Raw genomic sequence first — 25,725 nt, forward strand, 5'->3', positions numbered from 1 at the left:
AAAAATATGGACATGCTAAAAAAAATTTTTTGGGTACTTTTCTTCTGTACATTTTGGAGTTTCTCACAAACGAAAGTAGGTGGAAAAGTTGTTGATGAATTTGGTGAACCCATTCCATTTGCAAATGTCATTTTTAAAAATTCAAAAGAAGGAGTTATCACAGATGAAAATGGGAACTTTTATTTTGAATCTAAACAAAATTACTCCGCACTTGAAGTATCTTTTATAGGATTTGAGAAAAAAGAAGTTGCATTAAAATCAGGATTAAATACAGGTTTAAAAATTGTACTTAAAGAAGGAACTCAATTAAAAGAAATAGTTGTTTATTCTGGTAAAACCTCAAAAAAAGACAATCCAGCTCTAGATATTCTTAGAAAAATTTGGGAAAGAAGAAGAAAGAATGGACTTAAAATGTTCAAACAATACGAATATGAAAAGTATGAAAAAGTAGAATTTGATTTAAATACTATTGATTCCGCTTTTATGAATAGTAAAATGTTTAAAGGAATGGAATTTGTCTTCAAACAAATAGATACTTCCCATATCTCAGGTAAAACATTTCTGCCTATTTTTATTAATGAAACTTTGAGTAAGGTATATGGAGACAATGAATCTAAAAAGTTTAAAGAAATTATAGAAGCGAATAAAAATTCAGGTTTTAGTTCAGGAGATGGAGTGAATACCTTTATTAAAGACTTGTATGCCGATTACGATATTTATGACAATTATCTCAAGTTTTTTGATAAAGATTTTGTTAGTCCATTGTCTCGAACAGGAATTAATGTGTATAACTATGTTTTAAATGATAGTACATTTATAGATAATAAGTGGTGCTATAATATTGTGTATTATCCAAGACGAAAAAATGAATTGACCTTTAAAGGAGATTTTTGGGTTAACGATACGACTTTTGCAATAAAGAAAATCAACCTAGAAGCAAGTAAGAGTGCTAATATTAACTGGGTTAAAGAAATTTATATTGAACAAGAATATGATGTCTTAAACGATTCTGTTTTTTTGTTGAAAAGAGACTACATGATGTCTGATTTTAGTTTTTCTAAAAAGGAAGAATCCAAAGGAGTGTACGGTAAAAGAACAACTTTAGCTAGAAATCATCAATTTGATAATAAAAAAGAAGACAAGTTCTACAAAGAAGAAGTGAATTTCTATGATAATAAAGTGTTTAATAGATCTCAAGAATATTGGGAAGCCAATCGTTTTGAAGAACTCAATAAAAATGAAGCTGGAATCTATAAAATGTTAGATACTTTAAAAGAAGTACCTCGATTTAAAAGAATTTATAATTTGGCCTCTATTTTAGGAAGTGGTTATATTGAAATTCCGAAATGGAAAATGGATTTTGGTCCCATTTTTTCTACTTTTGGGTATAATGATGTGGAAGGACAACGTATTAGAGCAGGTGGACGAACTTATTTTGGTAGTAATGATATTTGGCGTTTACAAGGTTATTTGGCCTACGGATTTAAAGACGACAAAGTAAAATATGGTATCTCAGGAAAATGGATGATAGATAAGAAAAATCGTATTATTTTATCGGCTGGAAATAGAAGAGACGTAGAGCAAATTGGAGTCAGTCTAACGACTTCCAATGATGTGTTGGGAAGAAGTTTTGCCTCATCATCCTTATTTTCTAGTGGAATTAACAATAAATTGACTTCTGTTAATCTAACTACTTTTGGTTTTGAAATTGAACCTGTAAAAAACCTTACCTTTCAAACCAATTTTTCATATAGGACATTAGAATCTGCCTCAAACGAATTTAGTTTAGATTATTATACAAATGCTTCTAGAACCACTACAGAAAGTAAGGTCAAACAATCAGAAATTAACTGGGTTGCAGAATATACACCAAACAAAAGAACAGTAGGCTATGGAGTGGAAAGATTAGAAGTGGATAATAATTATGCACGAGTGTTTTTAAGTTATAGCCAAGGATTTAAAGGGGTAATGAATAGCGATTTTGATTATCAAAAAATTCAATTCTATTATCGTCAACCTGTTTTAATTGGAGGTTTCGGTAGATTGTTTACAACTTTAGAATTAGGAAAAACTTATGGTCAAATTCCATTGGGGTTAATGGGAGTTATACCTGGAAACCAATCCTATTTTATTATCGATAACACCTATAATCTTTTAGATTACTACGATTTTGTAGCAGATGAATATGCCTCTTTGCATTTTGAACATCATTTTAATGGTAGATTGTTTTCAAGAGTACCTTTACTAAGAAAATTAAATTGGAGAGAAATTGTGGGAATTAAAGGTGTTTATGGTACCGTTTCAGAAGAAAACCAACTCATAAATGCCTCAGGTTTAATTTATAGAGCTCCTGAAGATGTATATTGGGAATACAACGCTGGAATTGGGAATATATTTAAAGTATTGCGAATTGATTTTGCTTGGAGAGGAAGTTATTTAACCATTCCTGATGCGAATAAATTCACTGTAAAAGCTTCTTTCGGATTTTATTTTTAATCCTTTGGGTGTTCCCTTTCAGGTCGCGTCTTTCACTCTATCTTTTTTGTTTTAACAAACAAAAAAGGATGCCGTTACAACCGCTAACACAAACAAAATAGCATGAAAAAAGCCATTCCGTTATTACTGAAAAAAGATGCTGTTTTTCAAGAAATCCTAAATTTGTATGGAGAACCTTATATAAGTACGAGACCAGAAGGGTTTGTGTCACTTTGTAAATTAATTATTGAACAGCAAGTGTCCTTAGCTTCAGCTAAAGCATGTTTTCTAAAATTGGAATCTTTCTTAGGAACTGTATCGCCAAATGCAATTCTCTTGGCTTCGGAAGACGATTTAAGAAATAACGGTTTGTCCAAACAAAAAACTAATTATCTCAAAGCATTGGCAACTGCCGTTGTGGGAAAAGCATTGGATTTAGAAACCCTTTCCCAAAAAGAAGAAACCCAAATTAAAAAGGAACTAACAGCTGTAAAAGGAATTGGGAATTGGACCGCAGAAGTATATATGATGTTCTGTCTTCAAAAAGAAAATGTATTTCCTATAGGTGACATTGCTTTGCAAAATACGCTTAAAGAATTATATCCAGTAACATCTAAAGATGAAATGCTAACCTTAGCTAAAAAATGGGAACCACATACTTCTTTAGCGACTTATTTTTTTTGGCATTATTACTTAAAAAAGCGCAATAGAGCACCTTTGGTTTATTAAATTGTTAAATAACAATTATTTTACCTTTAGTTACAAAATAAATTAGGAATTCATTCTTTAAAAAAATCTAGAATGATTACATTTGCACCCGCTTTAAAAATAAAAAAAATGACAGCAGATAAAGTTACAACATTTGATGTATTGATAGAAATCCCAAGAGGAAGTAGAAACAAATACGAATATGATTTCGATTTAAAAAGAATGCGTTTTGACAGAATGTTATTTTCTTCTATGATGTATCCTGCAGATTACGGATTTATTCCAGAAACTTTAGCTTTAGATGGAGATCCGTTAGACGTTTTAGTATTAGTAAACGAACCTACTTTTCCAGGTTGTGTTATGGAAGTAAAACCTATTGGAGTATTCCACATGGCTGATGATAAAGGACCAGATGAAAAAGTGATTTGTGTACCTGTTTCTGATCCCATTTGGAATAAATTAAATGATTTAAAAGATGTGAATCCACATTTAATAAAAGAAATCGAACACTTTTTCCAAGTGTACAAAGACTTAGAAAATAAAAAAGTAGATGTAGAAGGTTGGGGCGATGTAAATGAAGCCAAAGAAATTTTAGTAAAATGTACCAACCGTTTCAATGAATTAGAAAATAAACCAGAAGGATTATTTAGTATTAAATAATAAATTTTGTCATTCTGAACTTGTTTCAGAATCTCAATGAAAAAGGCAATATTAATTAGCAATATTGCCTTTTTTTATTCCTATTCATATACAAACTTCTGCATTTCGTACCAAAAAAAAAATAAGCATTTAGAATTGAATTATATTTGCTTTTTAACCTAAATACTATTTATATGAAACAAAAATTACTTCTTTTTTTATTGAGTTTTTTTAGCTTTACATTTACCCATGCACAATCCTTTACTTACAACGGAATTAACTACAATGTAATAGATGCAGCCAACTTTTATGTAGAGGTAGATATTAACCCAGGGTTTTCTGGTGCTGCAAATATACCAAGTACTGTAGTGTATAATTCTAATAATTATACGGTTACAGCGATTGGTTCAAATGCTTTTTTAATTGTTATGGATTAACTTCGGTTACTATTCCTAATTCGGTTACAAGCATAGGAGAACTAGCTTTTTCTGCTTGTCCTGGATTAACCTCGGTTACTATTCCTAATTCGGTTACAAGTATAGGTGCAGGTGCTTTTTATCAATGTTCTGGATTAACTTCAATTGTCATTCCTAATTCGGTTACAAGTATAGAAAGTAATGCTTTTGCTCATTGTTCAGGGTTAACTTCGTTTACTCTGCCTAATTCTGTTACAACTATTGCTGATTATACTTTTTATAACTGTTCTAGTTTAGTTTCTATTACGATTCCAAATTCAGTTACAAGTATTAGTTCAAATTCTTTTAATTATTGTTCTAGTTTAACATCTGTTGCGATTCCAAGTTCGGTTACAACTATTGGTTCATCTGCTTTTTATAATTGTTCTAGTTTAACTTCTATTACGATTCCTAATTCGGTTACAAGTATTGGTTCATTTGCTTTTTATAACTGTTCTAGTTTAGCTTCTATTGCAATCCCTAATTCGGTTACAAGTATTGGTTCATTTGCTTTTTATAACTGTTCTAGTTTAGCTTCTATTGCAATCCCTAATTCGATTACAAGTATTGATATAAGTACTTTTTATGACTGTTTTAATCTAGCTTCTATTACTATTCCTAGCTCGGTTACAACTATTGGTTCAGCTGCTTTTTATAATTGTATAGGCTTAAATTCTGTAACTGTTGAATGGCAAAATCCTCTACCTATAAGTTCAGAAGTATTTCAAAATGTTAATATTAATTCAGCAACTTTAAATGTACCTATTGGAACTGAATCATTATATGAAGCTACTCCTGTTTGGACAGAATTTAACATTCCACTTGGTACTCCTCGTGGTTGCTGGGCAGAGACAAGTGTTGGTGGGCAACATACCCTTGCCATTGCACAAGATGGTACCTTATGGGCATGGGGTGATAATTCTTATGGCCAATTGGGTAATAATTTAGCTACTGGTATTGTTACCAATCCATTACAAATTAGCAATGAGCCCAATTGGGCATTTGTATCGGCAGGGGAATTTTACAGTTTAGCCATTAAAAAAAATGGTACTCTGTGGGTTTGGGGACGTAATACAAATGGTCAATTAGGAAATGGTAATACTACTCAACAAAATGTGCCTGTTCAAATAGGTGTTGATACAGACTGGGTTGGTGTTTATGCTGGATTTAGTCATAGCATGGCTAGAAAAGCGAATAATACTTTGTGGGCATGGGGTCGTAACACAGATGGTCAATTAGGTATTAATTCAACAGCTGTTCAACAAACACCAACCCAAGTTGCTGGAGCTACCAACTGGCAAAAAGCTTCATTGGGAAGAAATCATACTGTTGCTTTAACAAATAATGGAGAGTTATGGGTTTGGGGAAGCAATACTTTTGGTCAATTAGGTCTTGGTAATTACACGAATCAGCTTTCGCCTATACGTTTAGGTAACGAAACATGGAAAGCTGTAGAAGCGGGTGATTATCATGCTATTGCAATAAAAAGTAATAACGCTTTGTATTCTTGGGGTGATAATTTTTCTGGACAATTAGGCTTGGGAGATACAACAGAGCGAAATGCACCTGTACAAATAGGAACAGCTACTGATTGGAAAACAATTGCAGCGGGATTATATAACGGTTATGCAGTAAAAAGCACAGGAACTTTGTGGGCTTGGGGTGATAACTATAAAGGTCAAATAGGTATTGGTAATTTCAATCAACAAAATAGTCCTATTCAAGTGGGTACAGCAACAGATTGGTATAGTGTTATAGCAGGAAATGAATCCGCTATAGCTCAAAAAACTACAGGGACATTCATGTCTTGGGGAGATAATCAATCTGGACAGTTAGGGAATGGAAGTACTTTACCAAACACTACAGGACAAAATACACCTGGTGTGATGGGTTGCGCAGGAAACATTTTAGATTTTGATGGTGTCGATGATACTGTCGTAGTTACGAATAATGGTACAAATGTTTTAGGAGATAATACAGATAATGGTAGCTATACATTCGAAATGAAGGTAAAATTAAATGATGTAGCTTCTAACGAAATTTTAGGTAAAATGGAATATATTCCAACCTTTAAAGGATTTGGTATTTATACAGATGCAAGCGGCTATTTAAATTTTGTACAAGCCTATGATAATACACTAAGTATAGCCACTAGTACTTCACCATTGGTAGCAGATACATGGTATAGAATTGTGGCAACATTTGACTATACTAGCAAAACGCATAAATTATATATAGACGGAACACTTCATGATTCTAAAACGGAAACTGGAACTCCAAACTTCTCAACTATTAATACAGGTATAGGTTATTATGCTGGTGCTTCTGCTGGGCATTTTGATGGCCAAATTAACGATATTCGCGTTTGGAAAGTGGTAAGAACACCTCAAGAAGTAGCTTCTTATACAAGAAACAGTCAAGCAGTTAATAGTGGCTCAGATTTAATTGCACATTACAAATTTAATCAAGGGATTGCCAATGCTAACAATGCGGGTTTAACAACTTTAGCGAATGAAGTAGTGGGTGGTCCAGTGGGAATATTACAAAACTTTACTTTAAATGGTTCTTCATCCAACTGGACACAAGATGTTACAGCAAACGAAACTTTAGATTCTAATACTTTTGCTGTTGTGGAAGAAGTTTTAGTCTATCCAAATCCTTCTAATGGAATATTTAATATTTCTTTAAAGGAAGAGGCTTCAATTACAATTTTTGATGTACTTGGTAAGGAGATTTTCAAAGAAAAAGGAACTACAGGTGTTAATGTTGTTAATCTATCTAATTATCGAACAGGTTTGTATCTTCTACAAATAACTACAGAAAGTGGTGCTATCATTAAAAAAATTATAAAAGAATAATTTTAATAATATATATCTTAAAAAAGGCAATTTTCTCTAGGAATATTGCCTTTTTTTTTTATTTTTGTTAAAGACCTTAAAGTAAGTTTAACTAAAACAACCAAAAAAACTGTATGGATTCAATAATGATTTATGTGCCTGTAATCATGGCATTATTAGGTTTAGCTTTTATGTTTTATAAAAGAGCCTGGGTTTTAAAACAAGATGCTGGAGATGGTAAAATGAAAGAAATCTCCGACTATATATATGAGGGAGCTTTGGCTTTCTTAAAAGCAGAATATAAATTATTAACTTTTTTTGTTATTGGTGCGAGTATCGCACTAGCAGCTATTTCTTTTATAGTGCCCACCACACACATACTTATTGTAGTGGCTTTTATTTTCGGAGCTATTTTTTCTGCTTTAGCAGGAAATATGGGGATGAAAATTGCAACAAAATCAAATGTTAGAACAACACAAGCAGCTAGAACCAGTTTGCCTCAAGCATTAAAAGTATCATTTGGAGGAGGAACAGTTATGGGACTTGGTGTGGCTGGTTTAGCAGTATTAGGATTAACTACCTTTTTTATCGTATTATATCAAATCTTCATGAATGGAGGTTGGACTTCAACAGAAGACATGACTATTGTTTTAGAAACTTTAGCAGGGTTTTCTCTTGGCGCAGAATCTATTGCACTTTTTGCACGTGTTGGTGGCGGAATTTATACAAAAGCTGCCGATGTGGGTGCTGATTTAGTGGGTAAAGTGGAAGCAGGTATTCCTGAAGATGATCCGCGTAATCCAGCAACAATTGCTGATAATGTGGGTGATAATGTAGGTGATGTAGCAGGTATGGGAGCGGATTTATTTGGTTCTTATGTGGCAACAGTACTAGCTGCTATGGTATTAGGTAATTATGTTATCAAAGATATGGGTGGTGCCATCCAAGATGCTTTTGGAGGAATAGGACCTATTTTATTACCGATGGCCATTGCTGGATTTGGTATTTTGTTTTCAATTATAGGAACATTCTTAGTGAAAATTTCATCTGACAGTGCGAAAGAAGCACAAGTTCAAGGAGCATTAAATAAAGGAAATTGGATATCTATTGCATTAACTTTGGTTTCTTGTTACTTCTTAGTAAAATATATGTTGCCAGAAACCATGAAAATGGAATTTTTTGGTGAAGGATTAAAAGAGATTTCCTCCATGCGTGTATTTTATACCACAATTGTGGGATTATTTGTAGGTGGTGTAATTTCATCAGTTACAGAATATTATACAGGATTAGGAACAAAACCAGTTTTAGCAATTGTTCAAAAATCTTCAACAGGTGCTGGAACTAATGTGATTGCTGGTTTGGCAACAGGTATGATTTCTACTTTCCCAACGGTATTATTATTTGGTGGTGCTATTTGGGCATCTTATGCTTTAGCCGGTTTTTATGGAGTTGCTTTAGCAGCTTCTGCAATGATGGCAACAACTGCTATGCAATTAGCAATTGATGCATTTGGACCTATTGCTGATAATGCTGGTGGAATTGCAGAAATGAGTGAATTACCAAAAGAAGTGCGTACCAGAACTGATATTTTAGATTCTGTTGGTAATACTACTGCAGCAACTGGAAAAGGATTTGCAATTGCTTCAGCAGCATTAACTTCTTTGGCTTTATTTGCAGCATATGTTACTTTTACTGGAATTGATGGAATCAATATCTTCAAAGCTCCTGTATTGGCTATGTTATTTGTAGGAGGAATGATTCCAGTTGTTTTCTCAGCATTAGCGATGAATTCGGTAGGTAAAGCAGCGATGGACATGGTTTATGAAGTACGTCGTCAATTTAAAGAGATTGCAGGTATCATGGAGGGTACGGGTAAACCAGAATATGGTAAATGTGTGGAAATTTCTACAAAAGCGGCTTTACGTGAAATGATGTTACCAGGTATTTTAACTATTGGTTTTCCAATAGCAATTGTATTATTAGGTAAATTAGTGTATGCAGATAACAATCAGTTAATTGCAGAAATGCTAGGAGGTTATATGGCTGGAGTTACCGTTTCTGGTGTGCTTTGGGCCGTTTTCCAAAACAACGCTGGTGGAGCTTGGGATAATGCAAAAAAATCTTTTGAAGCTGGTGTTGAAATTAATGGCGAAATGACATATAAAGGTTCTGATGCTCACAAAGCAGCAGTAACAGGAGATACAGTAGGGGATCCTTTCAAAGATACTTCTGGACCTTCGATGAATATTTTGATAAAATTAACATGTTTGATAGGTTTGGTTATTGCTCCCATTTTAGGAGGGCATTCTGCTAATTCTGAAATGACTATGGGTGCGTGTTGTCATAAACACGGTGCAATGGTGGAATGTACTTCAATGAGTGAGGCTGAATGCATTGAAAAAGGTTGTGTGAACCCTAATTGTAAAATGTTACAAGGTGAAGTGGTGCACAGTCTAAATCATGATGACCATGCACATTCTGAAGTTCATAAAGAAGTACAAATTGAAAAAACAGTTGGAGAAAATGGAACTGTAAAAGCAGTTGTAAAAGTTATAGAAAAGCATGATGGAGAAGAAAAAGTTACTGAAAAAACTTTTGAAGGTACGGAAGCAGAAGTAACAGAGCAAATTAACATGTTGAAATAAAAAATTAAAATAAGTCAAACAAAAATCTCTTTTAATGTATTTTAAAAGAGATTTTTTTGTTTCTAGTATTTGTTTCTATACATTTATAACAGATAATATATTATTAATTGATTTAAATTAATATGAAAAACAGAAGAGATTTTTTAAAAACAACAGCAGTAGCTTCTGTTGGATTGGCTTTACAGTCATTTAAAACGAATGAAGAGAATAGTGATAAAATAAATAGTGTAATAAATAAGCCTATAGTTTTATCAACTTGGAATTTTGGAATTCAAGCGAATGAAGAGGCTTGGAAAATTCTAAGTAACAAGGGAAGAGCTTTAGATGCGGTTGAAGCGGGTGTTAAAATTCCGGAAGGAGATCCGAACGAAAGAAGTGTTGGTTTTGGTGGCAGACCCGATAGAGACGGAAAAGTAACCTTAGATTCATGTATTATGGATGAGTTTTCAAATATTGGTTCGGTAGCTGCATTGGAATACATTAAACATCCTATTTCAGTTGCTAGAGCTGTTATGGAGAAAACACCTCATGTCATGTTAGTAGGAGATGGTGCTTTGCAGTTTGCCCTTTCTCAAGGGTTTCAGAAAGAAAATTTATTGGTTGAAGCTTCTGAAAAAGAATGGAAAGAATGGCTAAAAAAAAGTGATTATAAACCTATTGCTAATATTGAAAACCATGATACTATTGGTATGATTGCTTTAGATAGTCATGGTAATCTTTCTGGAGCTTGTACTACTAGTGGAATGGCTTTTAAAATGCACGGAAGAGTAGGTGATTCTCCTATTATTGGTGCAGGATTATTTGTAGATAATGAAATTGGAGCTGCTACAGCTACAGGACATGGAGAAGAAGTTATTCGAATTGTAGGTTGTCATTTAGTAGTCGAATTAATGAGACAAGGGAAAACACCTCAAAAAGCTTGTGAAGAGGCAGTGTCACGAATTGTTAAACTAACAAATAACAGAAATAAAAACCTAAAAGACATCCAAGTAGGGTTTATTGCACTTAATAAAAAAGGAGAGTATGGAGCTTATTGTATACAAAGTGGTTTTAATTATGCAGTAAAGGATAATTCTGGTAATAAATTAATTGATTCCGCTTACTTTTTGAAATAAATTAAACTGTAAAATGCCACAATTAGAAATCGCTTGTTTTAATTTAGAATCAGCTGAAATCGCTTTTAAAAATGGAGCTGATCGCATAGAATTATGTGTTGAAATGGATGCAGGAGGAATTACACCTTCACTCGAAATGATTCAAAAAGCAAAAGTAAAAATCAACATTCCAATATATGTAATGATTCGTCCAAGAGGTGGTAATTTTGTATATAGTGAAACAGAATTTCAATGGATGCAATCGAAAATAAAAACATTGAAAGAAATTGGAGTTAATGGATTTGTGTTTGGAATTTTAGATGCTCAAAATAAAGTAAATAAGATTCAAAATGAAGCACTAGTTTCTTTGGCAAAACCTTTACCATGTACTTTTCATAGAGCTTTTGATGAGGTTCCAAACCCTTTTGAAGCATTAGAAGCACTTATTGCATGTGGTTTTCAAACCATTTTAACTTCTGGAAATGCTTCAAATGTTAACGAAGGTGTTACTCAATTAGCGTTATTGGTACAAATGGCAACTAACAGAATAACGATTATGCCAGGTGGTGGTTTACGATCTTCAAATGTAAAAGAAATTTATGCCCAAACAAAAGCCATATTTTATCATTCTTCTGCAATTACGGATAAAACAGAAATTGCTAATCCTATTGAAATTCAACGCTTAAAATCAATAGTAAATGAATAAATTTTTTGCTCTTTTTTTCTTCCCTATTTTATTAATCGGACAAAATTTTGAACGTTCTTTAAGTGCTGAAAATTGGAAATTTAAACAAGTCGATAAAACGAATTGGTTAACAGCAACAGTTCCAGGAACAGTGCATACTGATTTGTTAGCGAATCAATTAATACTTGATCCGTTTTTGGAAACTAACGAAAAAGAAGTGCAATGGATTGAAAAAGAAGATTGGGAATATAAAACGTCTTTCTTTCTCTCGCAATCCGAATTCTATTTTAATAATATTGATTTGCAGTTTGATGGTCTTGATACCTATGCTTCCGTTTTTTTAAATGACCAACTTATTTTGGAAGCCAATAATATGTTTCGAATTTGGAAAATTCCCGTTAGAAAATATTTGTTAAAAGGAGAAAATACACTCAAAGTGGTTTTCAAATCAGCAGTAAAGGAAGAGCAAAACCTCGCTAAGAAGCAATTGGTTCAATTGCCTACAGATGAAAGAGTGTATTCAAGAAAAGCACCGTATCAATATGGTTGGGATTGGGGTCCAAGGTTAGTTACAGCAGGAATTTGGAAAGATGTAAAATTGCATTTTTGGAACCAACTTACTTTGGTAAACAGTAGTTACAAACAAGTTCAATTGGATTCTCAAAAAGCTGATTTAGAGTTTAGCGTTGCTGTGTTTTCTGAAAAAGAACAAGTGATTTTGGTAAAGGTTAATGATTCGATAAAAAAGGTCGAATTACAAAAAGGATTGCATACGATTCCTATAAAATATAGAATAAATAATCCCAAATTGTGGTGGTGTAATGGTTTAGGTGAACCTAATTTATATGCTTTCAAGATAAGTTTGTTTGCTGATTTAGAAGAAATAGAGTCTCAGGAAATGAATATTGGTTTACGTACCATTGAATTAATTCAAGAACAAGATGCAATTGGGAAAAGTTTTTATTTTAAGTTGAATGGGAAACCTGTTTTTATGAAAGGAGCTAATTATATTCCAGAGGATAGTTTTTTACCCAGAGCAGCAGATAGTGTTTCTCAAAAACGAATAGAAGATGCAGTAGCCGCAAATATGAATATGTTGCGCGTTTGGGGAGGCGGTGTATACGCTAGTGATGCTTTTTATAACGCTTGTGACAGAAACGGAATTCTAGTATGGCAGGATTTTATGTTTGCTTGTGCGATGTATCCTGGAGGAAGAGATTTTTTAGAAAATGTAAAACAAGAGGTAATCGATAATGTAACTCGAATTCAAAATCATCCTTCTTTAGCTATTTGGTGTGGTAACAATGAAATAGATGAAGCGTGGCATAATTGGGGTTGGCAAAAGCAATTGAACTATTCTAAAGCAGATTCTACTCAAATATGGAAGGATTACCAAAAAGTATTTCACGAATTAATTCCAAATACGTTGGATAGTTTGTATCCAGAAAAAAAAGTCATTTATTGGACATCTTCTCCTTCCATTGGTTGGGGAAGAAAGGAAAGTTTAATACAAGGAGATGCTCATTATTGGGGCGTTTGGTGGGGAAAAGAGCCTTTTGAAATGTATGAGCGAAAAGTAGGCCGTTTTATGAGTGAATATGGATTTCAAGGAATGCCAGATACCACTACTTTTAATTATTTTTCGAATGGAAATCCATTAGAATTTGATTCTGAAAGTATAAAAAGTCATCAAAAGCATCCTACTGGTTATGAAACCATAAAAGAATACATGCAACACGACTATATAATTCCAAAAACCTTTGAAAATTATAGTTATGTTTCTCAACTGTTACAGGCAAAAGGAATGAAAACAGCCATTGAAGCACATAGAAGAGCAAAACCTAATTGTATGGGAACACTTTATTGGCAACTCAATGATTGTTGGCCGGTTACATCATGGAGTTCTGTTGATTATTTTGGAAATTGGAAAGCCTTACATTATCAAGTAAAACAAAGTTTTGAAAACCTACTTCTTTCGGTTGAAGAAACTAAAGAAAAATATCAGGTGTATTTGATAAATGATAATTGGCAAGATGTTTCAGGTAATTTAATTGTGAAAGCCTTAGATTTTAAGGGGAATATTCTCTTTGAAAAATCACTACCTACTATCTCAAATGCGAATGCCAGTCAAGTTGTGTATTCCTTTACAAAAAAAGATATTCCTAAGAAATACCAAAAAAAATCGGTTGTACTACTTCAGTTTGTAACCAATGAAGACAAAATAAGCACTATTTTTTATTGGGTTAAACCCAAAGACTTACAGTTGCAAAAACCAACTATAAAGATTACAAAAACTGATGCGCTAACCTATAAGATTACTTCTGATGTGGTTGCGAAAAATGTGTTTTTATCATCAGATGAAAACGCACATTTTAGTAATAATTATTTTGATGTTTTGCCTAATGAAATCTACACAATAACAGTTAGTCAACCGGTTGAAACAATTTCAGTTAAAAGCTTATTTAATACTTTTAACTAAACATGTTTGCCAACTTCCCAGCCTGTTTTTTCTAAATATTGGTTGCCACTTTCAATCGCTCCTTCTTCTAAGGTAGTTCCCATAGAATCATTCCAACGATTTAAATAACCAAAAAGTGAAATAACACCTAACATTTCTACTATTTCACCTTCATTCCAATGCTTGTATAATTCTGTTTTAATAGTTTCATCAACTGTATTTGGAACCAGAGAAGCGGCTAATGAAAAGTCTAAAGCCGCTCTTTCAGCTTCTGAAAAAGCAGGATGGGTTTTATATTCCCAAATGTTATCCAATTGCTCTTGTTCTGCACCGTAGCGTTCTGCTGCACGTATCGCATGCGCTTGACAATAACGACAACCAGTGGCATTGCTGCTTACCCAAGCAATCATTCTTTTTAAAGCAGAAGTTACGCGACCTTGGTTTTCCATTACAGCCATATTTAAATTGATAAAGGCCTTGGAAATTGCGGGTCTGTGTTGCATGGTTAAAACCGAATTAGGGCAAAATCCTAAGGTTTCATTAAAGAATGTTGCTAATTCTTTAGTCTCATTATCATGATCTGGAGGTAAGGGAGTAACTAATGGCATATTTGGTATGTGTTTGTGTTGAAATGAAAAGCCCCTCGATTAGAGGGGTGAATATTAAAATAGACCGTTTATTTCGGCATCTATTTTGTTAATAATGTTTCCTAAATCTTCAGGATTGTCTACAAAATTTATATTGTCAACATCAATAATGACTAATTTTCCTTTGTCATAGGTTTCAATCCACGCTTCATAACGTTCATTTAATCGACTCAAATATTCAATAGAAATTGTGTTTTCATAATCTCTACCTCTCTTGTGAATTTGACTCACTAAATTAGGAATGGAACTTCTTAAATAAATTAATAAATCAGGTGAACCTACTAAGCCTTCCATTAAATCAAATAAAGATTTGTAATTGTTATAATCTCTATTGGTCATTAAGCCCATGGTATGAAGATTGGGTGCAAAAATATTAGCATCCTCATATATAGTTCTATCTTGAATGGTCGTTTTACCTGATTCTCTAATTTGCAATACTTGTCTAAAACGACTGTTCAAAAAGTAAATTTGTAAATTAAAACTCCAACGCTCCATTTGATGGTAAAAATCATCTAAATACGGATTATCAACTACATCTTCAAAATGTGCTTCCCATTTAAAATGCTTGGCCAATAATTTTGTTAAAGTGGTTTTGCCTGCTCCAATATTTCCTGCAACTGCTATATGCATTATGGTAAAAGTATTTTATAGTTAATAACTTTATTCGGGGTAAAAATAGATAAAAATCCATTTTTATAATAAAATTTATCAAATGATTTTTCAGAAATATGTATTTCGTGCATTTTGTTTTCTTCTAATTTAAATAAATATAACAAATTTCCTTTTCTGATGAGATAGTTTTCACTAGAAAGAATTTGAATAGCATCATATTCGGGTAATCTTCCTATGGTTTTGATGTTTCCATAAATAGAAATGACAGCACTTATGTTGTTTTCATTAATCCAATAAAAATAATTATAATCGGTGGTATAGTCTTTTATTTTTTGACTTAGAGGAGTCGATTTATATTGAACCGTATTTGTACTAAAATTATAAAGTCCAATTTTTTGGCTTATAAAATCATAAAACCATATTTGATTTTGAATTGCCAACCCTACACAATCAAAATTTATAAGAGATTCTAACTTATTTCCTTCTATCTTGTGTGTTTCATTTAATTGGCTATCTAATAAAACAATTGTGTTAAAATCTTTGTAAAATAAAACAATCTGTAAAGGATTGTATAAGTCAATATGCTCAATGTTTCCTAAAGAGAAGTTGTTGTAATTTTGTGTTTTCTCATTTGCGGTTTTGTAAAACACATTGCTTTTGTTGTAAAAAACAATTTCTTTTTGTTTTTCAAAAAAAGAGCAGCTATCTATTTCTAAAGAATCTAAAATTGTTGCTTCAATTCGTTCTTGCGCATTCAAAACAAAATAAAAACCTAAAAAGAGAAGGGTTGTTAAATATTTCATTTAAAGATTAAACCTTTTTTGTAAAATTGATTCTAAAGATAGTATTTTAAGTTTATATTAAAATACTTATTGTAACAAAAAAACGGTTTACGAGTCTATTATATAAAAACAAATATTAAAATGAAAAAAATAATATTACTTGTGTCATTAGTTCTTTCGGCTAGTTTTTATGCTCAGGAATTTCAAGGTACAGCAGTGTATGAATCTAAAACTAGTACTGCAGAAATGATGAAGAATTTTGGAGGTAATCGAGAAATTACTCCTGAGATGCAAAAAAATTTTGAAGAAAGAATGAAAAAAATGTTTGAGAAAACTTTTATTCTAAATTTTAACAAATCGGCATCCATTTATAAAGAAGAAGAAAAATTAGATGCTCCAGGAACTGATAATGGTGGACGTATGATGATGTCTTCAATGATGGGTGGCGGTGGAACGCAATATAAAAATGTAAAGGAGAAGATGTATGCGGTAGACAAAGAGTTTTTTAGTAAAGAATTTTTAATTAAAGATAGTTTGCCGAAATACCAATGGCAAATGGGGTCTGAAACTAAAAAAATCGGAGAGTATAATTGTTTTAAAGCAACTGCAGTAGTGGCAACAGACCCAACAGATTTTAGAAATTTTAGAATGAGAGGGTCTCGAAATGAAGAAAATAAAGAAAAAGAACAAAAGGTAAAAGATTCTGTTAATGCCAATAAAAAAACGAATTTTATGAACGAAGATATTGAGCAAATAAAAGAAAAAACAATTACGGCTTGGTACTGTCCAGAAATTCCTATTAATCAAGGTCCTGATAAATATTGGGGTTTGCCAGGCTTAATTTTAGAAGTAAATGATGGTACAACTACAATATTATGTTCTAAAATTGTATTAAATTCCAAAGAAAAAGTTGATATCAAAGCACCTACAAAAGGAAAAGAGGTAACTCAAAAAGAGTATGACGAAATCGTGAAGAAAAAAATGGAAGAAATGAGAGAAATGTATGGAGGACAGAGAGGTGGTGGACCAGGAGGAAGAAGAGGTTTCTAATTTTTAACCAATTAACTTGTAGCCTCGACCCCTACTGTTTATAATTTGAACTGTAGGGTCGAGGTTTAATTTTTTTCTCAAACGTGTTATGAAAACATCCATGCTTCTACCACTAAAAAAATCATCATTTTCCCAAACAATGTTTAAAATAGTTTCTCTATTAACAACTTCTCCTTGGTTTTTTAATAATAATTCTAAAAGTAAAGCTTCTCTATTCGTTAAAGTAAATGTTTCTTTCGGATGAGTTAATAATTGTGTGTCTGCATTGAAATGATAATCACCAATTTGAAAATTGGTTTTTTTCTCTATTTGTATTTTTCTTTCTGTTAAAGCAATGATTCTTACAATTAATTCTTCCATACTAAATGGTTTTCTTATGTAATCATTGCATCCCATTTTAAATCCATTAACTACGTCTTGTGTTTGTGATTTAGAAGTTAAAAACAGAATAGGAATTTCTTTGTTAGTCTTTCTAATCTCTTGTGCTAAAGTAAAACCATCTTTTTTTGGCATCATGATATCCAATACTAAGGCGTCAAAATTGTTTTTATAGAAGGTTTCAAGAGCTATTTCACCGTTTTCACAAAGTATTACTTGAAAGGAACGATTTTCTAAGCTTTCTTTTATAATTAAACCTAAAGAAGATTCATCTTCGGCTAATAAAATAGTTAGTTTGTTATTCATAAGGCAAAGTAATTCTAAAAATAGTATGGTTGGCTCTTATTAATTCCAAATTCCCTTTATGTTTCTCAATGATTTCTTTTGAATAATACAATCCAATTCCATATCCTTTTACGTCATGTAAATTTCCAGTTGGAATTCGGTAAAACTTTTCAAAAATAGCTTTTTCTTCTATTTTAGGAATTGTATCACCATCGTCTTCCACATCAATAATAATGTTTTTGTTTTCTTTTTTACATTTTATTACTATTGTGTTTCCACCATATTTAATGGCATTATCAATCAAATTTGAAAAAACATTTTCTAAATAAAATGGATCGCCTAAAAAAGGAAGTTTGTCTTCATTGGTAACAAAAAATAGCTCTTTGGTTGTTATCGTTTTGTATTTATCAGTAATGCTATTTAAAAAAGGTATGAGATCGATTTTTTCATAATTTAAAGTTAATTCTTCAGTATGTAAAGTAGCGGTTTCCAAAATTTTCTCCACCATGCTTTCTAATTTTAAAAGTTGATTTTTAGAGATTGAAATGTACTTTCTGTTTTTTTCTAAATCATTATCAGGATTAAAATTACTCATGCCTTCTAAAGCAGTAGCAATAGTAGTTATAGGTGTTTTAAATTCATGAGTAATATTGTTGATAAAATCATTCTTTATCTCGTCTATTTTTTTTTGTTTGTTAATGATGTAAAGCATGAAAAACAAACAACCAATTACCGTTAGTAAAAAAACAAGAGATAATAATAATTCTATCCCCATTCTTTGAAATAATTGAAAAGTAGAATAATTAAAATCTAAAAGTAGTGTTTCATTTGGTTTGAAATAGGTGGATTTTGGTTCAATCTTATGTTGAAAATTGCTTTTGGTATTCGAAAAAGAATAAAAGAGGGTATCATTTTTTTGATGTTTAAAGCCGTAATTTAAAGCTATTTTTTTTCTTTTTAATTCTGTTTGAAAGATAGAATCAACACTTTTGTATCGTATACTATCACTTGAAATATTAATTACAATGCGATTGGGAAATTGTTCAATACCACCAATTTTTTCTTGAGCAGCAATTCCTTTAATTATCTTAATTGAAGTTTTTTTTTGAACAGAATCTTTAGTTTCATTAGTAAAAAAAACCTTAGTATCGATCTTTTGATGATTGTTGTTAAAACTTTCAAAAAACAAACTATCCGTTTTTTTTATGGTGGGTTTTTTTGTTCTAATTTCATTTTTAAAGAGCGAATCTTTTAATACAAGGTTAATGAAATCTTTTGATTTTAAATTTTTATCAGTACTAAAAAAACTAATTACATCTTTTTTAGATTGCTCAGTAAAATAAATCTCTAATGCTTTGTCGTAAGCAATTTGAATTTCATTAAATAGCCTATTTTTATTAGAAATATAATTTTTATAATTCCAATAGACTTGAAGACATATTGTGGCTAAAATAACAATACTAATAAATACAAATATTTTTTTTATGCTCACATTCATATTTCAAAAATAGGAAGTATTTTAAAAGAATTTTCATCGTTAACATACGTTAACAAAGATTAACCCTTCGTTTGTATTAGAAGTCTTTAGTTTGTAATTCAATTTAAAAATATATCAAAATGAAAAATTCAATTTTTACAACCTTATTCTTTTTGTTAGTATTTAAGTGTATTGCTCAAAATATTCAAGGTGTTGCTTATTATACCTCTAAAACACAATTAAAAGATTTTAATATTACCAGTAACGATTTAACTCCTGAAATGAAAGATCAAATGATGGAAAAGATGAAAAAAGCTTTTGAGAAATCATTTGTTTTGAATTTTAACAATTTTGAATCTATATATGAAGAAGAAGAAAAATTAGATACCCCAAGTGCAGCATCAGGAGCAAAGATAAAAATGGCATTTATAGGAGGCAATACTACTGGAAAATTATATAAAAATTTTAAAACAAATCAGTATGTAAAAGAAGATGATATTTTAGGTAAAGAATTTCTAATCATAGATTCTTTACAAAAGATGAATTGGAAATTAATTGATGAACAAAAGAAGATTGGGAATTATACTTGTTATAAAGCACAATTAATTATTCCTATTTCCGAAGAAGAAATAAAACAATATCAAGAATTTAAAAGAAAAAAGGAAGCAGGAAACACAAGTCTTTTTGAAATGAAAGAACCAAAAGATAAAATTGTTGAAGCATGGTACACTTTAGAAATTCCTCTTTCAAACGGTCCAGGGAAATATTGGGGGTTACCGGGTTTAATTTTAGAATTGCATGAGTTTGATACTGTTTTTTTATGTACAAAAATGGTTTTAAATCCAAAAGAAAAGATAAAAATAGTACTGCCTAAAAATGGTAAAAAAGTATCTCAAAAAGAATTTGATGTTATACAAGACAAAAAAATGGAAAGTCTTAAAAACGAAAATGGAGCAATAGAAATAAGAATCAATTAAACCTTTTTATTAAAAAGTTGTCTAAATATGGAAATTAACGTTTTTAACTGTAACAAATAAGTAGTAAATAAGTCTTGTATATGTATAAAAAAATAAACCTCATGAAGCACCTTCTTTTCTCATTTTTATTATTTGTTACAGCAATTGGATATGCGCAGAATATCCGTTTGGAAGGAATAGTAAAAGATAGTACTGGATTAGGATTAGAAATGGCTAATGTTATGGCTGTAAATGCTGAAACCAAAACTATGGATGCTTATGCCATAACAAATGAGAAAGGGAAATTTATTTTAAATCTTAAAGCTAATACTACTTACCAAATAAAATCAAGTTATATTGGTTTTCAGTCTTTTGAAAAAACACTAAAAACGAATGCTGAAAATATGGTTTTTGATATTAAAATGGCTCAAGGTGTTCAGTTGAAAGATGTTGAAGTGGTTTATGAAATGCCTGTTTCTATTTCAGGAGATACAATTGTGTATAATTCCGATTCTTTTACTAATGGAACGGAAAGAAAACTGGAAGACGTTTTGAAAAAATTGCCAGGTGTTGAGGTGGATTCGGAAGGCCAAATTACGGTTGAAGGTAAATCAGTGCAAAAAGTGATGGTAGAAGGTAAAGATTTTTTTGATGGTGATACTAAAATTGCTACGAAAAATATTCCAGCAAATGCATTAGATAAAATTCAGGTTTTACGTAATTATAACGAAGTGTCAAATTTACGTGGTCTAGAAAATAATGAAGAAAATGTCGCTCTTAATATTAAACTTAAAGAAGGGAAAAAGAATTTTTGGTTTGGTGATCTTACCGCAGGAATTGGTGTAGGTCATGAAGAAGATCGGTATTTAATTAATCCAAAATTGTTCTACTACAATCCTAAAATTAGTATTAATGTTATTAGTAATTTTAATAATATTGGTGAATTACCATTAACTACGAGAGATTATTTTAAATTCACAGGAGGTTTTAAAAATATGATGCGTAAAGGAGGTTCTAATTTTAATATTGCTTCCAACGATTTAGGAATTGGAAATTTAAACAATAATCAGGCGGCAAATATCGATACTAAATTTGGTGCGGCAAATTTTAGTTACAATCCTAATAAGGCACTAACTTTTAGTGGCTTTGGGATTGTTTTGAATAATAAAACAAATACTAGAAATCTTTCGATTACTGATAGACCTGAGGAAGGTGACTTACAAGATGAAACGAGAGAAGATTTATCCTACCAAACGACGACACAAACCTTGCTGAAATTGAGTTCAAGTTATGTTCCATCCGATAAGTTACATGTTGATTATGATGCCTTGTTGAAATTTTCGGATCAAAAAGAAAATCAATCTTCAGATTCTAATATTTTAGGAACAATTTACACTAATAAAAAACAAAATCCTGTTTCTTTAAATCAAAATTTTAACTATTATTATACTTTAAATGATAAGAATGTTTTAGCTTTTGAGATACAACATTTATATCAAGAAGAGGACCCTTTTTATAATGCCATTTTAGCTAATAATCCTTTCCCGATAATCGATTTTCAAGCACAATCACTTTATAATATAAACCAAAATAGATTTGTAAAAACCAATAAATTGGATATAAAAGGCGACCATTACTATATGATTACTCCTAAAAGTAATATTAATTTAACCATTGGTAATACTTATTCTTATCAAAATTTTAATTCTGATATTTTTCAAATTTTAGACAATGGTAATGTAAATACCAATTTAATTGATGCTACTAAAAATGATGTAGACTATATGTTTAATGATCTTTTTATGGGTTTACATTACAAATTTATTACAGGTAAGTTTACTTTCAATCCAGGTTTTAGTGTACATCAATATAACACAAAAGACAATCAATTAGGTGGTTCAAATACCATGAGTTTTATGCGTTTATTACCCGATGTTTATGCGTTGTATCAAATTAAAAAATCGGAAACATTAACGTATAATTTTTCATTACAAAATAATTTTACAGATATTTCAAAACTAGCAGAAGGTTACGTTTTTTCAAATTATAACAGTTTGTTTAATGGGAATCGAAACTTGGAAAATTCATTGTCTCAAAATCATAGTTTGCGTTATTTTAAATACAATATGTTTAATTTTGAAAATATTTTTGGTTATCTAAATTACACAAAACAAGTAGATGCCATTAAAAGTAAAGCTTTATTAAGTAATGTTTTTCAAACGTCTACATCTGTAAATATGCCTTCTAATTTTGCAGATGAATCCATTTCTGGAGCTTTTAATTATGGACGTTCTTTTGCAAAATATTATAAAGCTTCTGTAGGTTTAAGTATGAATTGGGGTAAATTTAATAATATTCGTGTATCTCAAGATGGAATTACATCATCAATTCAATCCACAGAATCTTTCACACAGAATTATAATGTGAGTTTTTCTACCAATTATAAAACATTACCCAATCTAACTCTAGGATATGCATATACTATTAATGATAATTTTACTGATACTTTCTATACAGATAGCCCTAAAATTGGCCTAGAATATTACTTTTTAGATGCTTTTTCTTTTGTGTCTGATTATACCTTTAACCACAATAGAAACAAATCTAAATCTGTAGATAATGAATATGATTTTCTAAGTGCAAGTTTAACATATCAGAAAAAAGATAGTAAGTGGGAATACAAACTTTCTGGAACGAATATTTTGAATACAAAATCTTTAAATAACAATAGTTTTAATCAAATTGCTGGAATAAGTAATTTTTCAAGTTATTTTATTCAGCCCAGATATATCATCTTAAGTCTTAAATATAATTTGTAAATAAACTTTTACAGGACCTTAATTTTTATAAACTTTAAAATTAAGGCCTTTTTTTGTGCAATTCTTTTATGTTTTTCTATTAAATCATAAAATTTTCTGAAAAATGCTATTGGTAAATTTTACTTTCTTTTTTAAAATGTACTTTTGAAGTGTTTTTAATACATAAAATTTTTAATAAATAATTCCGTTATATAGCAGATCAATTAAGGATTTTGTTATAAAAACAATGTAATTTAAAGTACAATAAATAAACGTTTATATATGAAAAAAGGTATAACACTTTTTCTTTTACTAGGTTTTTTTCTTCCGTTTGCACAAAGTAAACTTAAACCAGGTCTTTATGTTTCTAAAAACGAACAAAAAGGAATTGAATTACGAATTAACGAAGATGAAACTTATGAGTTGACAATTTTATCTGGAAAATTTCAAGCAGTTAATGATACTATTGTTCTAAATAGTAAGTATGCTTCAATGAATCCTTTTGAGATAACAAAAACGCTTAGCGACGAAAGGAGTAATTTTATAGATGTGTCATTTAATTATAGTTATTATAGCTACTATGGAGCAAGTTTTTTTATAGGAACTCAAAATAATGATAAAGATGCTGTGGAATATAAAAATTTGTTAGACTATATTTCTGATAATGAAAATTATTATGATTTAGATAAGAAAGTAAATTTTAAAGTAAAGAAAACTAAGTATTTGTATTTTGTTGTGAAGCAAAAAGACTTTATTAAGAGCTCTAAATATCTTATAGATGAAAATATTTCTACTTTAGACGTATTGTATTCAGGAAGTAATTTTGCATCGCTTCAATTAAAAGCCTATAAGAAGGATGAGAATTCAATAGTAGTAACAGAAGGAAAGCAACCTCTTCTGTTTGAATTAGATGGAGCGAATGTGAAATTAGACGATAAAAGTTTGCAACCTATAGTGTTTATTACTGATGCAAAGATTGATCTCCCAATAAGAGAAGAGGAATTTGTAAGTGAAGAGCAAACTTATTTAGAAAACACTGAAGAGAATAAAAAATTTGTATTTAAACATACAATAAATCAAAATTTCAAAGACGCTTTAGCTACGCTAAATAAAACGCCTTCTAAGTTTTTGGTTGTAGCAAGAAATTTCACCAAAGAAGATTTTAATGCGTATATCAAAAAAGATGAAGAAGAATTATCTAGCTATATGTATTATGATTATTTACCAGAATACGATAAATACAATTATTATTTGGCGACAGAAAAAGATGATAAACTTTTTCCTTCTGCGTCAAAGGAAAAGCAACTTTATTTTTTAAATACTAACGGGCAGATTTTATATTTTACTAATGGTGATTTTGAAGAAAATAATCAACTTTTACAAACATATTCTTATTCTATAGAAGAACTGAATAAAGTAAACAGCTTTGCTTTATTGGATTATTCTTTGCAAAATAAAAAGACTGCTTTACCAACTTATAAAGATGTTTTTGCTAAAATTGTTGAAATTGAAGTGCCTTATGAATATGATTACTCAACCGTAGAAGAATTAAAGAGTCAGGATATAGAAGAGACTGAAGATGCAGTTGTGGTTGTGGATACGGCAGTTGTAGAAGTAGTAGAAGCAGTAGATAGTTATTCCGAATTAAAAGATAGGCAAAATCTGTATTTATTAAAAGCTACCAAAGAAACTGTTTTTTCAAAATGGAGTGAAGTTTTAGAATTCTATAATAAACAAAGTTCCTTTGATAAAGAAATAGTAAAAATTATAAAAAAAGAACTTTCAAATGAAGGTTTTTCAAAAACATTATTTGATGAGAAAGGAGAAATTATTCTATCTCATAATTTCAAAGGTTTAGATTATTTGTTAAAGTATTATGAGCAAATAAAAAAGGATGAAGACACTCCAGATGAGAATTATTATTATTCAAAATCGATGAATGAGGCAATGGTTTCTTTTTTGAAAGAAATTATAAATTCGGAAAATAATTTTTCTAAACAAGCCAAGCAAAAAGCAATTAATTATTTTGATAAGTATGTTGAAGTTTCAAATAATAATTCGCAAGTTATAAGTGCTTATTTAGATGTTTTAGGGGAAAATAATAATCTTCAATCTAAAGAAGAATATTATAAAATTTTTGAATTGTATTTAAGTGTTTTGTTTCCATCAACTGGTAATCAAAATATTTTTGAAGCTTTAGATAAAGCTTATGTTGAAAACAATGAGAATGATTGGTCTATTTTTAAATATTCATTTTCTAATCTTAGCAATAATGTGGCTTGGACGGTTGTTCAAAATGATTCAACAGATTCAGTTTTAATAAAAAAAGCGATTAAATGGAGCGAATTGTCTAATGAGGTCACAAAGAATAATGGTTATTTTTTAGACACATTAGCGCAATTATATTATAAAGACGGTCAAAAACAAAAAGCAATTAAAACGGAAGAAGAAGCCATAAAGGTTATGAATAATTTGGGAGAATATGGATCAGATAGTCTTATGGAAATGGAAATTGTTTTAAAAAAGATGAAAGAAAATTAATTTTTTGAAGATTTTCAAGTTGATTTTATAAAAAAAACCGATTCTAATTTTGAATCGGTTTTTTATTTTTATGAAATGTCTTGTCCTGAAATAGCGATACACAAATTTCATCGTTATGGAAACACCTCAAGAAATTAGCTATGTAAAGCGTACTCAGAAAGACTATTCCATGTCTTTAAAACTTCAAATTGTTCAAGAAATAG

Annotated in this window: 18 protein-coding genes; 13 read left to right on the forward strand and 5 right to left on the reverse strand. The window is 30.6% G+C overall.

Annotation, left to right across the window (positions count from 1 at the left end; all coding sequences use genetic code 11):
* Positions 1 to 12: 12 nt before the first annotated feature.
* From HALO113_RS14755 to HALO113_RS14795, 9 genes are all read left to right on the forward strand, one after another.
* Positions 13 to 2,496: a DUF5686 family protein gene (locus HALO113_RS14755; RefSeq protein ID WP_159779861.1), complete on the forward strand. Its 2,484-nt coding sequence runs from the start codon at positions 13 to 15 to the stop codon at positions 2,494 to 2,496.
* Between the two features lie 102 nt (positions 2,497 to 2,598).
* Entirely contained in the window at positions 2,599 to 3,204 is a 606-nt protein-coding gene (locus tag HALO113_RS14760; protein WP_159779862.1) for a DNA-3-methyladenine glycosylase, read from the forward strand.
* A 108-nt stretch (positions 3,205 to 3,312) separates the two neighbouring features.
* Positions 3,313 to 3,843 (forward strand): inorganic diphosphatase, encoded by a 531-nt coding sequence (locus HALO113_RS14765; RefSeq protein WP_159779875.1) that lies wholly within the window; start codon positions 3,313 to 3,315, stop codon positions 3,841 to 3,843.
* A gap of 173 nt (positions 3,844 to 4,016) precedes the next feature.
* Positions 4,017 to 4,259 (forward strand): hypothetical protein, encoded by a 243-nt coding sequence (locus HALO113_RS14770; protein WP_201297664.1) that lies wholly within the window; start codon positions 4,017 to 4,019, stop codon positions 4,257 to 4,259.
* Positions 4,260 to 4,291: 32 nt separating this feature from the next.
* Positions 4,292 to 7,135 carry a leucine-rich repeat protein gene (locus HALO113_RS14775; RefSeq protein WP_370519389.1) on the forward strand — a complete coding sequence of 948 codons (2,844 nt, stop codon included), beginning with the start codon at positions 4,292 to 4,294 and terminating at the stop codon, positions 7,133 to 7,135.
* 113 nt (positions 7,136 to 7,248) lie between these two features.
* Positions 7,249 to 9,759 (forward strand): sodium-translocating pyrophosphatase, encoded by a 2,511-nt coding sequence (locus HALO113_RS14780; protein WP_159779863.1) that lies wholly within the window; start codon positions 7,249 to 7,251, stop codon positions 9,757 to 9,759.
* 122 nt (positions 9,760 to 9,881) lie between these two features.
* The gene (locus HALO113_RS14785) at positions 9,882 to 10,874 is read left to right on the forward strand and encodes an isoaspartyl peptidase/L-asparaginase (protein WP_159779864.1); all 993 of its coding nucleotides are present in this window, start codon (positions 9,882 to 9,884) and stop codon (positions 10,872 to 10,874) included.
* 13 nt (positions 10,875 to 10,887) lie between these two features.
* Positions 10,888 to 11,559, forward strand: coding sequence for a copper homeostasis protein CutC (locus HALO113_RS14790; RefSeq protein ID WP_159779865.1), 672 nt, complete (start codon positions 10,888 to 10,890; stop codon positions 11,557 to 11,559).
* Complete coding sequence (locus HALO113_RS14795; RefSeq protein ID WP_159779866.1) at positions 11,552 to 14,017, forward strand: glycoside hydrolase family 2 protein; 2,466 nt, start codon at positions 11,552 to 11,554, stop codon at positions 14,015 to 14,017. The genes HALO113_RS14790 and HALO113_RS14795 overlap by 8 nt, the downstream gene beginning before the upstream one ends.
* Here HALO113_RS14795 and HALO113_RS14800 read toward each other — a convergent pair.
* The 3 genes from HALO113_RS14800 to HALO113_RS14810 are packed head-to-tail and all read right to left on the reverse strand — an operon-like array spanning position 14,014 to position 16,058.
* Positions 14,014 to 14,604 (reverse strand): carboxymuconolactone decarboxylase family protein, encoded by a 591-nt coding sequence (locus tag HALO113_RS14800; RefSeq protein ID WP_159779867.1) that lies wholly within the window; start codon positions 14,602 to 14,604, stop codon positions 14,014 to 14,016. The two genes, HALO113_RS14795 and HALO113_RS14800, sit on opposite strands and share 4 nt — an antisense overlap.
* A 54-nt stretch (positions 14,605 to 14,658) precedes the next feature.
* On the reverse strand, positions 14,659 to 15,273 hold the full coding sequence (locus HALO113_RS14805; RefSeq protein ID WP_130736609.1) for a deoxynucleoside kinase: 615 nt from the start codon (positions 15,271 to 15,273) through the stop codon (positions 14,659 to 14,661).
* Entirely contained in the window at positions 15,273 to 16,058 is a 786-nt protein-coding gene (locus HALO113_RS14810) for a hypothetical protein (protein WP_159779868.1), read from the reverse strand. The genes HALO113_RS14805 and HALO113_RS14810 overlap by 1 nt, the downstream gene beginning before the upstream one ends.
* A 120-nt stretch (positions 16,059 to 16,178) precedes the next feature.
* Between HALO113_RS14810 and HALO113_RS14815 the strand changes: the two genes are divergently transcribed.
* Positions 16,179 to 17,087 (forward strand): GLPGLI family protein, encoded by a 909-nt coding sequence (locus HALO113_RS14815; protein ID WP_159779869.1) that lies wholly within the window; start codon positions 16,179 to 16,181, stop codon positions 17,085 to 17,087.
* Between the two features lie 3 nt (positions 17,088 to 17,090).
* Here HALO113_RS14815 and HALO113_RS14820 read toward each other — a convergent pair whose 3' ends face one another.
* Together HALO113_RS14820 and HALO113_RS14825 are read right to left on the reverse strand one after the other, a co-directional pair.
* Positions 17,091 to 17,771, reverse strand: a complete 681-nt coding sequence (locus HALO113_RS14820; protein WP_159779870.1) for a response regulator transcription factor — start codon at positions 17,769 to 17,771, stop codon at positions 17,091 to 17,093.
* Entirely contained in the window at positions 17,764 to 19,248 is a 1,485-nt protein-coding gene (locus tag HALO113_RS14825; RefSeq protein ID WP_159779871.1) for a sensor histidine kinase KdpD, read from the reverse strand. Before HALO113_RS14825 ends, HALO113_RS14820 begins: the two co-directional genes overlap by 8 nt.
* A gap of 119 nt (positions 19,249 to 19,367) precedes the next feature.
* On the opposite strand from HALO113_RS14825, the gene HALO113_RS14830 reads away from it, so the two are divergent.
* From HALO113_RS14830 to HALO113_RS14840, 3 genes are all read left to right on the forward strand, one after another.
* A complete protein-coding gene (locus tag HALO113_RS14830; RefSeq protein ID WP_159779872.1) occupies positions 19,368 to 20,204 on the forward strand; it encodes a GLPGLI family protein in 837 nt (278 codons plus the stop codon).
* A gap of 101 nt (positions 20,205 to 20,305) precedes the next feature.
* Positions 20,306 to 23,002, forward strand: a complete 2,697-nt coding sequence (locus HALO113_RS14835) for a TonB-dependent receptor (protein WP_159779873.1) — start codon at positions 20,306 to 20,308, stop codon at positions 23,000 to 23,002.
* A 261-nt stretch (positions 23,003 to 23,263) separates the two neighbouring features.
* A complete protein-coding gene (locus HALO113_RS14840; protein WP_159779874.1) occupies positions 23,264 to 25,522 on the forward strand; it encodes a hypothetical protein in 2,259 nt (752 codons plus the stop codon).
* Positions 25,523 to 25,725: the final 203 nt, after the last annotated feature.

The sequence above is a fragment of the Flavobacterium sp. 9AF genome, assembly GCF_902506265.1.
Classification (GTDB): domain Bacteria; phylum Bacteroidota; class Bacteroidia; order Flavobacteriales; family Flavobacteriaceae; genus Flavobacterium.